This is a genomic window from Tepidamorphus sp. 3E244 (genome assembly GCF_046159835.1).
Lineage (GTDB): Bacteria > Pseudomonadota > Alphaproteobacteria > Rhizobiales > Tepidamorphaceae > JACKJK01.
The window spans coordinates 855,672-869,881 of sequence record NZ_JBJXCY010000001.1; the positions used below are offsets into that span (position 1 = coordinate 855,672).

Here is a 14,210-nt window from a genome sequence, read left to right on the forward strand (position 1 = left end):
ACAGGGCAGCGCCGAAGTCCCGATCTTTATGCCGTCTCCCGACTTTATTTGCAATCGTAGCCGGTGGTTAAGGTTAAATCCGGTGGCTGTCGCAGCCATCGGGAATGATACATATATTCATATTCGAATATAGTAATGTATCTTTGGGCTCAGGTTCACGTTTCCTGAAAGGAGCTCAGCCATGATCCGCATGACAGATTCAACCTGGTCGCCCTACGCGGCCGGCATCGTTATCGGGCTGTTGCAGATACCGGCCTTCGTGCTGGTCGATACCGCGCTCGGTGCGTCCTCCTCCTTCGTCACGGCCGCTGCCTGGCTCGCGTCCGTGTTCGATCCGGCAGCCAGCCAGATCGACTACTTCGCCAAGCACATGACCTCCGACAAGTACTACTGGCAGTCGGCGCTGGTGATCGGCATGGCGCTGGGCGCGTTTGTTTCCGCGCGCATGGCCGGCGTCACGCGCCCGTCCTTTGCCCGCGCCTGGACCGAGCTGACCGGCATCCGTTCGCTCGGCGGTCGCATCGTCATGGGCTTCGTCGGCGGCTTCGTGCTGCTGATGGGCGCGCGTATCGCGGGCGGGTGCACCTCCGGCCACGGTGTGTCCGGCATGGCGCAGCTTGCCGTCGGCTCGACTGTGGCGGTCGCCGCCATGTTCGCCGGTGGCGCGCTCACCGCGCTTGCCTTCAAGCGCAACTGACCTGAACCCACGCACGGGAGAAATTCGAAATGACCTTGTTCATGCTTGTCGTTCTCGGCCTGGTGATGGGCCTTGTCTTCGGAATCGCGCTGGAAAAGTCCCGCGTCATGGAGCCGGGCGTCCTCGTGCGCCAGTTCCAGTTCACCAACTTCATCATGCTGAAGATGTTCTTCGCAGCGGTTGCGACCGGTCTGGTCGTTCTCGTCGTGCTGACCGGTCTCGGCGTCGCCGAGCTGCACCCCAAGGCTGCGGTTATGGGCAGCACCATCGTCGGCGGGCTGCTGCTGGGTGCCGGCATCGTCATCGCCGGGGCCTGCCCGGGCACGGCGCTGGCGCAGATCGGCGCCGGCTACAAGGATGCCTGGGCAACCGTCGCCGGCGGCATCCTCGGCGCCATGGTCTACGGCTACAACATCGACGCCATCGAGGGCGCGCTGAAGATCGCGGACTTCGGAAAGATCACCTTCGACCAGGTCCTCGGCATGCCGTTCTGGCTGCTTGCGCTGGTGGTGGCCGCTGCCCTCGGCGGGGCCATGGTGGCGCTGGAGAAGTGGCGTCCATGGCGCTCAGAAATGGCCGGTCTTCCCGGCGCGGAAAAGATCACCGGGCCTGAAGGCCACGGCGCCCGCGCCATCCCGGCCGAATAAGGCACCTCACACCGGGCACCGTTGCCCCGCATCCCTCCCTCGGCGGGGCACACCGCACCCCGGCGCAACCCGCGCCGGGGTGTTTTCACATTCGCCCTTGGGCTACACACGGACTGGACTGAAATCCGCCCGGACCTGCCATGCCCGCAACCCCCGCAATCGTCTTCGATGTCGGCAACGTGCTGCTCGACTGGCAGCCGGAGCGCATCTACCACAAGACCTTTCCCGATGAGGCCGAGCGTGCCCGCTTCATGGCAGACGTGGTGCCGCTCTCCTGGCACGAGAAGCAGGATGCGGGCCGCACGCTTGCGGACGGAATCGCAGAACGCGTCGCGCTGTTTCCGCAGCACGAAGAGCCGATCCGCGATTTCTACCGACGCTGGCTCGACACCATCGTCGGCGAGATCCCCGGCACGGTGAAGGTGCTGGAGGACCTCATCGAGCAGGGTTACCCGGTCCACGCCATCACCAATTTCTCCGCCGAGCTCTGGCCGCTGACGGTCGAGGCATATCCCTTTCTCGGCTGGTTCGGGGTGACGGTGGTGTCGGGGCAGGAGCGGGTGCTGAAGCCCGATCCGGCAATCTTCAACCTGCTGCTGGATCGCACCGGGCTTGCCGCTAGCGACTGCATCTTCATCGACGACCGGTCGGACAATTGCGAAGCCGCGCGCGCGCTCGGTTTCCGGGCAATCGAGTTCACCCGCCCAGAGACCCTGAGCATGGACTTGGTGCGCGAAGGCGTGCGATTGCCCATCGAATTGGCCTGAGCGCCAATCCGCGCTTGATTTTTTAACTCCTCTCTGCGCAATCTCCGGCCCATGACGGCGACACGCAACATTTGCATTTGCGGGATCATTATCGGCTAGCGACACGCTGGCCCGGCCGTTTTCGTCTGCACGACAACTTCAGGAAACGAACGCTGGGCCAGCCGGCGGCGCTTGCGCGTTCTTGAAGGAAACGACGTGGACCTGAAATTCTACAATACCCTGACCCGCTCGAAGGAAACCTTCGAGCCGATCGACCCGGCAAACGTGCGCATGTATGTCTGCGGGCCGACGGTCTACGACTATGCCCATATCGGCAACGCGCGCCCCGCCATCGTCTTCGATGTGCTGTTCCGTCTGCTGCGCCACGTCTATGGCGAGAACCACGTCACATATGCGCGCAACATCACCGACGTGGATGACAAGATCATCGACCGCGCCGCCCGCGACGGCGTTTCCATCGACGAACTGACCAAGACCACCGCCAGCCAGTACCACGCAGACGTGGCAGCGCTCGGCTGCCTGCCGCCGACGCACGAACCGCGCGCCACAAAGCATATCGGCGACATGGTCGCGATGATCGGTCAGCTCATCGAGCGCGGCCATGCCTATGCAGCCGATGGCCACGTGCTGTTCGACACCGCCTCCATGCCGGACTACGGCAAGCTGGCGAAACGCTCGCTGGACGAGATGGTCGCCGGTGCCCGCGTCGAGGTCGCCAGCTACAAGAAAAACCCGACAGATTTCGTGCTTTGGAAGCCCTCCGACGAGGGCCAGCCGGGCTGGGGCAGCCCGTGGGGCCGGGGCCGTCCGGGCTGGCACATCGAGTGCTCGGCCATGTCGGCGGCGCTGCTGGGCGAGACGTTCGACATCCACGGCGGCGGCATCGATCTCGCCTTTCCCCACCATGAGAACGAAGTCGCCCAGTCGCGCTGCGCCCACGGCACGGCGGTGATGGCGAACGTGTGGATGCACAACGGCTTCCTGCAGGTGGAAGGGCAGAAGATGTCCAAGTCGCTGGGCAACTTCGTCACCATCAACGAGCTTCTCCGCACCAAGACGTTCGGCGGGCGCGAATGGCCCGGCGAAGTGCTGCGGTTGGCCATGCTGATGACCCACTACCGCCAGCCCATCGATTTCTCGATCAAGCGTCTGGAAGAGGCGGAAGCCAAGATCGCGCGCTGGCGCAACCTATTCGCCGAAGCAGGCGAGGGTGGCGATGCCGCCGACGCGCAGGCAGTGACCGAAGCACTTGCCGATGATCTCAACACGTGGGACGCGATCGGCGAACTCGACCGGTTCGCCAGCTCCCGCAACGGTTCGGCGCTGAAAGCCGGTGTCGAACTGCTGGGCCTAGAAGGCGCGCTCGCCGCGCAGTCTGCCGCCGATATTGATGTGGACGTCGATGCCTTCATCGCCGCCCGTCTTGCCGCGCGTGCCGAAAAGAACTGGGCCGAGGCCGACCGCATCCGCGATGAACTGCTGGAGCAGGGCATCCAGTTGAAGGACGGCAAGGACCCGGCGACCGGCGAGCCGGTGACGACATGGGAAGTGGTGCGATGAGCGCAAGTTTCACCCTGCGCCGGTATGTCGAAGCCGACCTCGACGCGGTGCTGCGCGTGTTTCGCGACAGTGTCGGCACGCTTGCCGCGGAGCATTACGACGCGGACCAGCGCGCGGCCTGGCAATCGGCGGCAGACGATGGCGCAGCCTTCGGCGCGCGGTTTGACGGCCTGTCGATGCTGGTTGCCGAACGGGACGGCGAGATCGTCGGCTTTGCCGGCCGCGCCGGCAACCTGATCGACTTTCTCTTCGTCGCGCCGCAGGCCGCACGTACCGGCATCGCCTCCGCGCTCTACGCAGCCCTTGAGGCCGAGGCGCTCGACGCGGGCGAGGACATGCTCACCACGGAAGCAAGCCACGCCGCGCGCTCGTTCTTCGAGGGTCAGGGCTTCACGTTCGTGCGCGAAAACCGGCGCGAGCGAAACGGCGTGGTGCTGACAAACAACACGATGACCAAGCCTCTCGCGCAGAAGGTGCCGGCATGAGCGATGATCTGAACAAGGGGCCGTTCACCGGCGGCTGCCAGTGCGGCGCGATCCGCTACCGGGTCGAAGGTCCGCTGACCCACGCCCATGTCTGCCATTGCCGCATGTGCCAGAAGGCGGCAGGCAATTACTTCATGCCGCTCGCCAATGCGCAGAAGGCGGACTTCTCGTTGACGCGCGGCACACTCTCGGTGTTCTCCTCGTCGCGCGATGTCGAGCGCGGCTTCTGCGCGAAGTGCGGCACGCCGCTGACCTTCGACACGGTCTCCGCGCCGCACCTCAACCTCGTGCTCGGCTCGCTGGACGATCCTGCGAGCGTCAAGCCGCAGATGCAGTACGGCACGGAATCGAAGATGCCGTGGCTCGCCGGTCTCGACACGCTCCCGGCCGAGGCGACCGAGGACAGCCCCGACCAGGACGGCGTCCCGCTGGAGGTCATCCAGCAGTCGAACAGCCAGCACCCCGACCACGACACGGACAACTGGCCGCCGGAGGACCGGACATGAGCGAACACGTCAGCGGCGGATGCCAGTGCGGCGCGGTGCGCTACCGCGCAACCTCCCTTGGCCGTGCGTCCATCTGTCATTGCCGCATGTGCCAGAAGGCGTTCGGCGCGTTCTACGGCCCGCTGGTGACGGCGCATGCGCTCGAATGGACCCGTGGCGCGCCGAAGTGGTTCCGCAGTTCCAATAAGGGTGCGCCGTGGCTTCTGCGAGGCCTGTGGCACGCCCCTGTCATTCGACTACGGCGGCGAGATGGAGGTTTCCATCGGTTCGCTCGATGACCCGACGCTTGCCGCCCCGGCCATACAGGTCAACGCCGAGCCGCGGCTGCCTTTCGTCGATGGCCTTGCCGACCTGCCGCACCGCAAGAGCGAGGACGAGCCGAAGATCGCCGAGTTCATGGCCGGCATCATCAGCTACCAGCACCCCGACCACGACACGAACGAATGGCCGCCGAAGGACGGGCGGCCGGAGGACGAGCTATGACGCGAGACCGCATCTACCTGTTCGACACGACGCTGCGCGACGGCGCGCAGACGCCGGGCATCGACTTCTCGCTGGAAGACAAGCTTCAGATCATCGCCATGCTGGAACGGCTCGGCGTGGACTACATCGAGGGCGGCTACCCAGGCGCGAACCCGCTAGACACGGCGCTGTTCTCCAAGAAGCGCACGGCGAAGGCGAAGCTGACCGCCTTTGGAATGACCAAGCGCGCGGGCCGCTCGCTCTCCAATGATCCCGGTCTTGCCGCGACGCTGGAGGCGGAAGCCGACGCGGTCTGCCTCGTCGCCAAGTCGTGGGACTTCCATGTCCGCGTGGCGCTGGGGACGACCAACGAGGAAAACCTCGTTTCCATCACCCAGTCGGTCGAGGCCGTCGTCGCGAAGGGCCGCGAGGCGATGATCGACTGCGAGCATTTCTTCGATGGCTACAAGGCCAATCCGGATTACGCCATCGCCTGCGCCAAGGCGGCCTACGACGCCGGTGCGCGCTGGGTCGTGCTGTGCGACACCAATGGCGGCACGCTGCCCGGCGAAGTGCGGGAGATCGTGACGGCGGTCGCGCAGCACGTCCCCGGCGACCACCTCGGCATTCACACCCACGACGACACCGGCCACGCCATCGCCAATTCGCTGGCGGCGGTGGAGGCCGGCGTGCGGCAGGTGCAGGGCACGCTGAACGGCATCGGCGAGCGCTGCGGCAACGCCAACCTCGTCTCGCTCATCCCCACGCTGATGTTGAAGGATGCCTATGCCGCGCGCTTCGAGACAGGCGTGAGCGAGAAACAACTCGCGCAGGTTTCCAACGTCAGCCACACCTTCGACGAGTTGCTCAACCGCGCGCCCAATCGGCAGGCGCCATATGTCGGCCAGAGCGCGTTCGCGACCAAGGCCGGCATTCATGCGTCTGCCATCGCGAAAGACCCGACGACATACGAGCATGTCGATCCGTCCGCAGTTGGCAACGCCCGCCGCCTGCTGGTGTCGGACCAGGCCGGCAAGTCGAACCTGCTGGTCGAACTGGACCGGCTCGGCATCCAGGTCGCCAAGGACGATCCGCGCCTGGCCTCGCTTCTGGAAACCGTGAAGGAGCGCGAGGCGGAGGGCTGGGCCTATGAAGCCGCCGACGCGTCGTTTGCACTGCTTGCGCGCCGCAGGCTCGGCCAGCTTCCCCGCTTCTTCGACGTGCAGTCTTTCCGGGTCATGGTCGAGCGCCGCCACAACGCGGTGGGCGAACTCATCACCGTGTCGGAAGCGGTCGTGAAGGTGGACGTGGACGGCGAACTGTTGATGTCGGTGGGCGAGGGCAACGGCCCGGTCAATGCCCTCGACATGGCGCTGCGCAAGGACCTTGGACGCTACCAGCGCTTCATCGAGGACCTCGAACTCACGGACTACAAGGTGCGCATCCTCGATGGCGGTACGGGTGCGACGACCCGGGTTCTCATCGAGAGCCGCGACAGCGACGGCACGCGCTGGACGACCGTCGGCGTGTCATCGAACATCGTCGACGCCTCGTTCCAGGCGCTGATCGATTCCGTCACCTACAAGCTGCTGCGCGATGGCGCGGCCCCGGCGGAAGAAGCCGCCGCCTGAGGCCGGGCCTGCGGTTGCTCACATCTTCTGCGGCACGATCCCGTTCGTCTCGCGGTCGGCGATCCGGTCGAGTTCGGCGTGGATCAGCGGCAGGATGTCGTCAGCCGTCGTTGCCACGAGATAGTGCGCCATCAGCCCGGGGCGGATGAAGGACTGCTCCTGCATGTGGTCCAGCAGGCGCAGCAGCGGGTCCCAGAACCCGTCGATGTTGGCGATGACGACCGGCTTGGTGTGCTGTCCGAGCTGGCCCCAGGTCAGCATCTCGATCAGTTCTTCCAGCGTGCCGATGCCGCCGGGCAGCGCGACGAACGCGTCGGCGTTTTCGAACATCAGGCGCTTTCTTTCGTGCATGTCGCTGGTGACGACGAGGTCCTGCACCTCGCGCAGCATCCGCTCGCGCGACTTGAGAAACTCCGGGATGATGCCGAGTACCTTGCCGCCATCGTCCAGCACCGCCTTGGCGACGATTCCCATCAGCCCAAGCCCGCCACCGCCATAGACGAGGCGGATGTCGTTGTCCGCCAGCATGGCACCGAATCGCTTCGCGGCATCGGCATAGGCAGCGTTTTCACCTGCTCCGGACCCGCAATAGACGCAAATACTGCTGATATCGCTCATAAAAAAGTCGGTTTCCCTCTCCATTACGCCACGGAATGCGTGACACGGCCCTGACCACCAAGTAGGACTTGAGCAGGGGTTTTGCCGCGATGTGACCATCAGCGACCTGTTTGCGCAACGCATTGCGCGGCAATCGTGGCCAGCGAAAGGTGAACGGACATGAACTCATCCCAACTGCGGGGCCTGTTTGGACTTCTCGGCGTCGTCGCGGTGATCGTCGCCGGCATTCTTCTGTACCAGCAGAAATCTGCCGGAACGAACGGTGACGAAGCCCAGCAGGCTGCAGTGCCCGCACAGGGTGACGCGTCCGGTTCAGGCGACGGCGCAAGCGCCGATGCCGGGTCTTCATCCGATGCCGCCGATGCACCATCCGGTGACACCGCCGAAGCCGCAAAGCCCGCGATGGCACCCGAACTCGACATCGTGCGCGTCGATCCCGACGGCAGCATGGTGGTGGCCGGCCGCGCAGGCCCCGGCGAGGAAATCGACGTTATCGTCGATGACGAGGTCGTCGAGACGCTGACCGCCGACGTGGCCGGCGAATTTGCAACCGTCCTGCCCGGTCCGCTCGATGCGGGCACCCACTCGCTGACGCTTCGTTCACGCACCGAAGGCAGCACGGTCGCCACCGCCGGCAAGGAAGAAGTCGCCATCGAGATCACCGGCGACGGCCAGCCGCCGCTCGTGGTGGTGCAGTCCGACGACGCGCCGCCGCAGGTGCTGCAGACGCCCGGTGGCGAAGAACAGCAGCTTGCCGCCGCTGGCGAGGCAACCGGCGAGGACAGCTCCGGTGATGCCGCCGAACCGGCTGCGTCCGCTGATGCCGGCGCTGATGCGGCCACCGACCCCGCCGCGACGGACACCGCGACCGGCGACACGGCCACCGGCGATACGTCAACCAGCGACACGGCGACCAGTGGCACCGCCGATCAGCAGCTCGCCGATGCTGGTGAGGCGACCGGCGAGGATCGCTCCGACGATGCGAGTGCTCCCGAAGCTTCCGGCGACGCCGCGTCAGGTTCCGACGCTGCCGCGCCTTCCGAAGAACAGCAGGTCGCATCAGCCGACGAGCCTGCCGATGCTGCGTCGGGTGATGCCAACGCCGGTGCCAGCGCAGATGCTGCCGCCAATGCGCAGGGTTCCGATGCCGCCGATCAGCAGCTTGCCGAGGCAGGCGAGGCGACCGGCGAAGACCGCGCCGCCGATGACGCGAACGCTGCACCCGCAACGGCGCAGGACGAGCCAAAGGTCTATATCCGCGCCTTCGAGGTTGCGCCCGCCGACGCCGATGGCGTCAACGAACTCGCGCTGGTGGGTGAAGCACCCCCCGACTCGGTGCTGCGCATCTACGTGGACGACGAGCACGCGGGCGATGCCCGTGCCGACGAGAACGGCCGCTGGGCGTTGAATGTGCGCCGTCCGCTGCCGCCCGGCCGCCACGCCGTGCGTGCCGACATGCTCGGCGAGGCCGATGCCACTGTCGTGGCGCGCGCACAGGTCCGCTTCGACCGCGTCGAACTGGTCGCCAGCGACGATACGCCGAAGGCGCCCGCGCTTCAGCCCGGCGGCGGCGCAGACGATCAAGCCGCGTCTGGTGATGCCCCGCAGTCCGGATCCGATGGCACCATGGACATGGCCGCAGCCGATGCCGGCGACAACGCCGCAGCAGGCGAAGGCGATGCCGCTCAGACCGCAGCACCGTCGGTTCCCGCAGGCGATGAAGCGCAGAGCCAGGACTCGCAGACGATGGCGCTGTCGTCCGGCGGCAATGGCGACACGTCGAGCGCCACGCGGGACGACAATACTGCTGCCGCACAGGGGGATGGCTCGGCCTCCGGGTCCGATGGCAACGCAGCCTCCGGCACCATGACGGCACCGCCCCCGGCACCGATTGCAGAGGGCACCGAGAACCTCGCGTCAGACGAAGCGATGCCCGGCACGACCCAGTCCGGTGATACCCAGTCCGGTGACGCGATGGCGAATGCCGATGCAGGCCGCGATTCAGCCGGGACTGCCGCCAGCGGTGATGCCAGCGGCACGATGGCCTCCGGCACGGAGCCCGCGACAGGCGACGCTGCTGCCGGCACCGATACGCAGGTGGCAGCAGCCGACAGCGGTGCAGACACCGACACGGCGCGGGTTGCCGTTGGCGATGCGCCCGGCTCCGGCACCGCAGACGTTCAGGCCGACGGCGTGCGCACGCGCGTTGCCATCGAGCGCGGCGATGCCCTGTGGCGGATCGCGCGGCGTGTCTACGGCCGTGGCGTCGAGTACACGCTGATCTTCGAGGCCAATCGCGGCCAGATCGATGATCCCGATCTCATCTTCCCCGGACAGGTCTTCACCATCCCGGTCATGGAAGACGAAAAGAACTGACCTATCTGGTCAGGTCGAGACCCGCAGTCCGGGCCGCGGTCGCTTGATGCGAGCCGCGGCCCGACGCTTTTGTCCCCCTGCTTGTCAGCCCCGATGAAGAACCGACTGTGAAACCCACCGATACCGAGCGTCAGTTTGACGGCAGCGGCAACGCGCTGCAGACCATCGTCCACCTGTGGCCGTACATCTGGCCGCAGAACCGCGCTGACCTGAAGAAGCGTGTGGCGCTGGCGCTTGTCCTGCTCGTCGTCTCCAAGATCCTGACCGTGCTGGTCCCCTATGCCTACAAGTGGGCGGTGGATGCGCTTGAGTCCGGCAACGCCGCGGTGCCGGATGCCAACTGGATTCCCGGCCTGTCGGTGCCGATCTTCTTCGTCATCGCGTATGGCGTCGGCCGCTTCTCGGCGTTCGGCTTCCAGCAGATACGCGATGCGGTGTTTGCCCGCGTCGGCCAGCACGCGGTTCGCACGCTCGGCTACAAAACCTTCGAGCACCTGCACCGGTTGTCGCTGCGCTACCACCTGGAGCGGCGCACCGGCGGGCTGAGCCGTGTCATCGAGCGCGGCGTGAAGGGCATCGAGGTGATTGTGCGCTTCACCTTGCTGCAGACCATCCCGACCTTCATCGAGTTCGCCCTCGTCGCCGTCATCATCGCGTTCCAGTTCGGCCCGCTCTACCTGCTGACGCTGGTGGTGATGATGGCCGCCTACCTCGTCTTCACCGTCAAGGCGACGGAGTGGCGGATCGCCATTCGCCGCGCCATGAACGACTCCGACACCGAGGCGAACTCCAAGGCGGTTGACAGCCTGCTGAACTACGAGACGGTGAAATACTTCAACAACGAAGCGATGGAGTCCCGCCGCTTCGACAAGTCGATGCAGCGCTACGAGACCGCCGCCATTAAGACCTACGTCTCGCTCGCCTTCCTCAACGCCGGCCAGATGCTGATCTTCTCGGTTGGCATGCTGATCTGCATGTGGATGTCCGCGCGCGAGGTGATGGCCGGCACCCAGACGCTCGGCGATTTCGTGATGATCAACGCGTTGCTGATCCAGCTCTATATCCCGCTGAACTTCATCGGCACGGTCTATCGCGAGATTAAGCAGGCGCTGGTCGACATCGAGCAGATGTTCCGCATTCTCGAGCAGAACCCTGAAGTCGCCGACAGGCCCGGCGCAAAGCCGCTGGTCGTCGAGAACGGCACCATCCGCTTCGAGGACGTTCGGTTTGCCTACAACCCGTCGCGGCAGATCCTGAAGGGCATCTCGTTCGAGGTGCCGGCCGGCAACACGGTCGCCATCGTCGGGCCGTCGGGCGCGGGCAAGTCGACAATCTCGCGCATCCTGTTCCGCTTCTACGACATCAACGGCGGGTCGGTGACGATCGACGGGCAGGACATCCGCGACGTGACGCAGGAGAGCCTGCGCCGCGCCATCGGCATGGTTCCGCAGGATACCGTCCTGTTCAACGACACCGTACGCTACAACATTCGCTACGGGCGCACCGACGCGAGCGACGAGCAGATCGAGGAAGCCGCGCGGCTGGCGCAGATCGACCACTTCATCGAGACATTGCCGGAAGGCTACGACACGATGGTTGGCGAGCGCGGGCTGAAGCTGTCGGGCGGCGAGAAGCAGCGCGTCGCAATCGCCCGCACGATCCTCAAGGCCCCGCCGATCCTGATGCTGGACGAGGCGACCTCCGCGCTCGACAGCCACACGGAAAAGGAAATCCAGGCCGCACTCGACCATGTCGCCGAAGGCCGCACGACCATCGTCATCGCGCACCGCCTCTCGACAGTCATCACCGCCGACGAGATCATCGTCCTGGAGAAGGGCGAGATCGTCGAACGCGGGACGCATGCCGACCTGATCGAGCGCGACGGCGTCTATGCCGGCATGTGGCGGCGCCAGCGCGAGGCGGACGAGGCGGCGGAGCGCCTGCGGCAGACCATGGAAGAGGACGCCGAAGGCTATCTCGCGCGGGATCGCATGGCAGCCCGCGACACACAGTGACGCGGCGCCTCCTATCGACATTTGCCCCCTGCTGGGCTTAATTCACGCCCCACGGCCAACCCCGCGAGTCTCAGGCAAGCATGTCTCTTCTCGATACCGTTCGCAGAACCATCGTTCCCGTCCACCGTGAAGGCTGGCGCTTCGTCGCCATCTTCGTCGTCATCGCATTCGTGGTGGGAATGCTGTGGGACCCGCTGTTCTGGATCGGCATGATCCTGGCCGCGTGGTGCGCCTATTTCTTCCGTGATCCAGCCCGCGTCACGCCGCTGGGCGAGGGGATCGTCGTCAGCCCAGCGGACGGTCGCGTCTCCTCCATCCGCGAGATCAAGCCGCCGAAGGAACTGAACCTCGGTGAAGAGCCGATGACGCGTATCTCGGTCTTCATGAACGTCTTCGATGTCCACGTGAACCGTGCGCCGGTCACCGGCAAGATCACCCGCATCGTCTACAAGCCAGGTGCCTTCGTGAACGCCGAACTCGACAAGGCCAGCGAAGACAACGAGCGCAACGGCTTCGTCATCGACACGGTGGCGGGCGGTCGCATCGGCATGGTGCAGATCGCGGGGCTTGTCGCTCGGCGTATTGTCACCTTTGTTGCCGAGCAGGAGCCAATCACCGTGGGCGACCGGGTGGGCCTCATCCGCTTCGGCAGCCGGGTGGATGTATTCCTGCCGCGCGGCACCCGTCCGCGTGTCGCCGTCGGCCAGCGCGCCGTGGCGGGCGAAACAGTCATGGCCTACCTGAACGAGACAGGCCCGGCGCACCCGGTCCGCATCAGTTGACGCTTTTCTAAGCCATGATGCGTATACTGCGCGCCCATGACATTCCTGTTTCCGCCTTTCGAACCTGATCGCAAGAACGGTCGCCGTCGGTTTTCCCGCCTGCGCCGCATTCCCGTCCGGCTGCTCGTGCCGAACATGGTCACGCTGCTGGCGCTCTGCGCCGGGCTCACCGCCATGCGGCTCGCCATCGAGCACCGCTTCGAACTCGCCATTGCCGCGATCGCATTCGCAGCCGTCCTCGACATGCTGGATGGACGAATCGCGCGCCTGCTGAAGTCCACGTCGCGCTTCGGTGCGGAGCTGGATTCGCTCGCCGACTTCGTCAATTTCGGCGTCGCGCCGGGCATTATTCTCTACGTGTTCGCGCTGGATGAACTGAAGTCGCTCGGCTGGATCGCGGTGCTGATCCTCGCGCTTGCAACCGTGCTGCGCCTTGCCCGCTTCAATGTATCGCTCGATGCGCCCAACAAGCCCGCATGGGCGCAGGGTTTCTTCGTCGGCGTGCCCGCGCCGGCCGGCGCCATGGTCGCGCTGCTGCCGATCTATCTCGAACTGATCGGCATTCCCCATTTCGACGGCACGGCTGTCACCTCGTGCTTCTATATCATGGGCGTGGCGTTCCTGATGGTCTCGCGCCTGCCGACCTTCTCGCTCAAGAAGACTGGCGAGCGCGTGCGCCGCGACCTCGTCCTGCCGATCATGCTTGCGGTCGTGCTGTTCTTCGCGCTGCTGTTTTCATATCCGTGGACGACGCTCGCCGTCGCCTCCGCGATCTACCTCGCGACCATCCCCATGGCGATCATCCGCTACCGCACGCTCGCGCGGCAGCATGGCGATCCGGGCAACGACCCAATCGACGAGACGCCCGCGCCCCCGCCTGAGCGCGAACCGATCGAGCTTGCCGAGGGCAAGCCCGATGAAAAGACCCCAGACTAGGCACGTCCGTGCGACTGGCCGTCTGGAACATCGAGTGGGCAGCGGCACGGTCACGTAGGCTCAAAGTTATCCGCGACACGCTTGCGGAGGCCGTTCCCGAAATCATCTGCCTTTGCGAGGGGCACGCGTCGGACTGGAACGCCGAAGGTCATCTGATCGAGGCGGCGGCCGACTACGGCTATCCGGTGAAGGCAGACCGCCGGAAGGTCATGCTCTGGTCCCGCAATCCTTGGCAATCCGTGGATGCGCGCGGTTCTGATGACCTGCCGCCGGGCAGGTTTGTCTCCGGCATCAGCGATACCACCATCGGCCCGATCCGCGTACTCGGACTTTGTGTGCCGTGGAGCCATGCTCATGTGTCCACCGGCACGCGCGACCGAAAACCGTGGAGCGATCACCTGGCTTATCTTTCGGGCCTTGAAGAGGTGCTCGCCTTTCTTGACGAAGATTTGCCAACCGTCCTGCTCGGCGACTTCAACCAGCGCATACCTGCCGAAAGAACGCCGGTTGCAGCACGGGCCGCGCTCAACGATGCGATTGCACCGCGCTTCGAAATCGTGACAGGGGGCAGCATAGACGGGCTGGCTGACCAGCCGGTCTGTCATATCGCGACGGATGCGAAGCTGCACTGCGATGCAGTGACCGGCTTGTCCCGCCATGCCGGCGGCAAGCGCCTGAGCGACCACGACGGTCTCGTCGCGGAGCTCAGCGCTGCCGGAGCCTGAGGC

At 65.5% G+C, this 14,210-nt stretch carries 13 protein-coding genes and 1 pseudogene; 13 read left to right on the forward strand and 1 reads right to left on the reverse strand.

Annotated elements, in window-relative coordinates:
• The first annotated feature begins 181 nt into the window (after nucleotides 1-181).
• The 8 genes from ACKTEK_RS04070 to cimA all read left to right on the forward strand — a co-directional run bounded on the left by ACKTEK_RS04070 (nucleotide 182) and on the right by cimA (nucleotide 6,755).
• Entirely contained in the window at nucleotides 182-697 is a 516-nt protein-coding gene (locus tag ACKTEK_RS04070) for a YeeE/YedE thiosulfate transporter family protein (RefSeq protein ID WP_409163964.1), read from the forward strand.
• 29 nt (nucleotides 698-726) lie between these two features.
• Nucleotides 727-1,344 carry a YeeE/YedE thiosulfate transporter family protein gene (locus ACKTEK_RS04075; RefSeq protein WP_409163965.1) on the forward strand — a complete coding sequence of 206 codons (618 nt, stop codon included), beginning with the start codon at nucleotides 727-729 and terminating at the stop codon, nucleotides 1,342-1,344.
• Nucleotides 1,345-1,484: 140 nt separating this feature from the next.
• Nucleotides 1,485-2,111: an HAD family hydrolase gene (locus ACKTEK_RS04080; RefSeq protein WP_409163966.1), complete on the forward strand. Its 627-nt coding sequence runs from the start codon at nucleotides 1,485-1,487 to the stop codon at nucleotides 2,109-2,111.
• A 195-nt stretch (nucleotides 2,112-2,306) separates the two neighbouring features.
• A complete protein-coding gene (cysS, locus tag ACKTEK_RS04085; RefSeq protein WP_409163967.1) occupies nucleotides 2,307-3,671 on the forward strand; it encodes a cysteine--tRNA ligase in 1,365 nt (454 codons plus the stop codon).
• Nucleotides 3,668-4,156 (forward strand): GNAT family N-acetyltransferase, encoded by a 489-nt coding sequence (locus ACKTEK_RS04090; protein ID WP_409163968.1) that lies wholly within the window; start codon nucleotides 3,668-3,670, stop codon nucleotides 4,154-4,156. Before cysS ends, ACKTEK_RS04090 begins: the two co-directional genes overlap by 4 nt.
• The gene (locus tag ACKTEK_RS04095; protein ID WP_409163969.1) at nucleotides 4,153-4,662 is read left to right on the forward strand and encodes a GFA family protein; all 510 of its coding nucleotides are present in this window, start codon (nucleotides 4,153-4,155) and stop codon (nucleotides 4,660-4,662) included. Before ACKTEK_RS04090 ends, ACKTEK_RS04095 begins: the two co-directional genes overlap by 4 nt.
• Nucleotides 4,663-4,851: 189 nt before the next feature.
• Entirely contained in the window at nucleotides 4,852-5,145 is a 294-nt protein-coding gene (locus ACKTEK_RS04100) for a GFA family protein (protein ID WP_409163970.1), read from the forward strand.
• Complete coding sequence (gene cimA / locus ACKTEK_RS04105) at nucleotides 5,142-6,755, forward strand: citramalate synthase (RefSeq protein WP_409163971.1); 1,614 nt, start codon at nucleotides 5,142-5,144, stop codon at nucleotides 6,753-6,755. The genes ACKTEK_RS04100 and cimA overlap by 4 nt, the downstream gene beginning before the upstream one ends.
• An 18-nt stretch (nucleotides 6,756-6,773) precedes the next feature.
• Here the strand turns inward: cimA and ACKTEK_RS04110 are convergent, their stop codons facing one another.
• On the reverse strand, nucleotides 6,774-7,373 hold the full coding sequence (locus ACKTEK_RS04110) for a TIGR00730 family Rossman fold protein (RefSeq protein WP_409163972.1): 600 nt from the start codon (nucleotides 7,371-7,373) through the stop codon (nucleotides 6,774-6,776).
• 159 nt (nucleotides 7,374-7,532) lie between these two features.
• Between ACKTEK_RS04110 and ACKTEK_RS04115 the strand changes: the two genes are divergently transcribed.
• The 5 genes and pseudogenes from ACKTEK_RS04115 (at nucleotide 7,533) to ACKTEK_RS04135 (ending at nucleotide 14,207) form a co-directional block, all read left to right on the forward strand.
• A complete protein-coding gene (locus ACKTEK_RS04115) occupies nucleotides 7,533-9,749 on the forward strand; it encodes a LysM peptidoglycan-binding domain-containing protein (RefSeq protein WP_409163973.1) in 2,217 nt (738 codons plus the stop codon).
• A gap of 107 nt (nucleotides 9,750-9,856) precedes the next feature.
• On the forward strand, nucleotides 9,857-11,764 hold the full coding sequence (locus ACKTEK_RS04120; protein ID WP_409163974.1) for an ABCB family ABC transporter ATP-binding protein/permease: 1,908 nt from the start codon (nucleotides 9,857-9,859) through the stop codon (nucleotides 11,762-11,764).
• Nucleotides 11,765-11,823: 59 nt separating this feature from the next.
• Nucleotides 11,824-12,546, forward strand: a pseudogene (locus tag ACKTEK_RS04125) (phosphatidylserine decarboxylase); the annotation flags it as partial.
• Between the two features lie 36 nt (nucleotides 12,547-12,582).
• On the forward strand, nucleotides 12,583-13,482 hold the full coding sequence (locus ACKTEK_RS04130; protein ID WP_409163975.1) for a CDP-alcohol phosphatidyltransferase family protein: 900 nt from the start codon (nucleotides 12,583-12,585) through the stop codon (nucleotides 13,480-13,482).
• Nucleotides 13,483-13,490: 8 nt separating this feature from the next.
• Nucleotides 13,491-14,207: an endonuclease/exonuclease/phosphatase family protein gene (locus ACKTEK_RS04135; protein ID WP_409163976.1), complete on the forward strand. Its 717-nt coding sequence runs from the start codon at nucleotides 13,491-13,493 to the stop codon at nucleotides 14,205-14,207.
• Nucleotides 14,208-14,210: the final 3 nt, after the last annotated feature.